At 43.4% G+C, this 295-nt stretch carries 1 pseudogene; it reads right to left on the bottom strand.

Annotated features, from left to right (window positions below):
- Positions 1 to 96: 96 nt before the first annotated feature.
- Positions 97 to 295: pseudogene (locus CF394_RS03415) on the bottom strand (hypothetical protein); the annotation flags it as partial.

The raw sequence follows: 295 nt of genomic DNA on the forward strand, positions 1-295 counted from the left end.
GGGGGTAGGGAACAACCCACCCCGTGTAATAATTGTTTTTGGCGACGGGGAACAAATGGAAGAAGTTTTAAAATAAAGGCTAGGAGGGACCGGATTTTATATTTTTGGGGACCGGTGTTTTTTGTTTGGTTTAACCAAAAGTGGCTGGTAGTCTAAACTATCAATCAAGGTCTGTCCTTCAAAGTCACAAACCACTTGCGCACCAGTCTGGCGTGTCAAGGCAATCAAATCCTTATAGATAACATTGCCTAGGTTCTTAGCACTTGAACCTGCAAACACAACCGTATCATCTGCT

This window comes from Tetzosporium hominis (assembly GCF_002265435.1).
GTDB classification, from domain to species: Bacteria; Bacillota; Bacilli; order Bacillales_A; family Planococcaceae; genus Chryseomicrobium; species Chryseomicrobium hominis.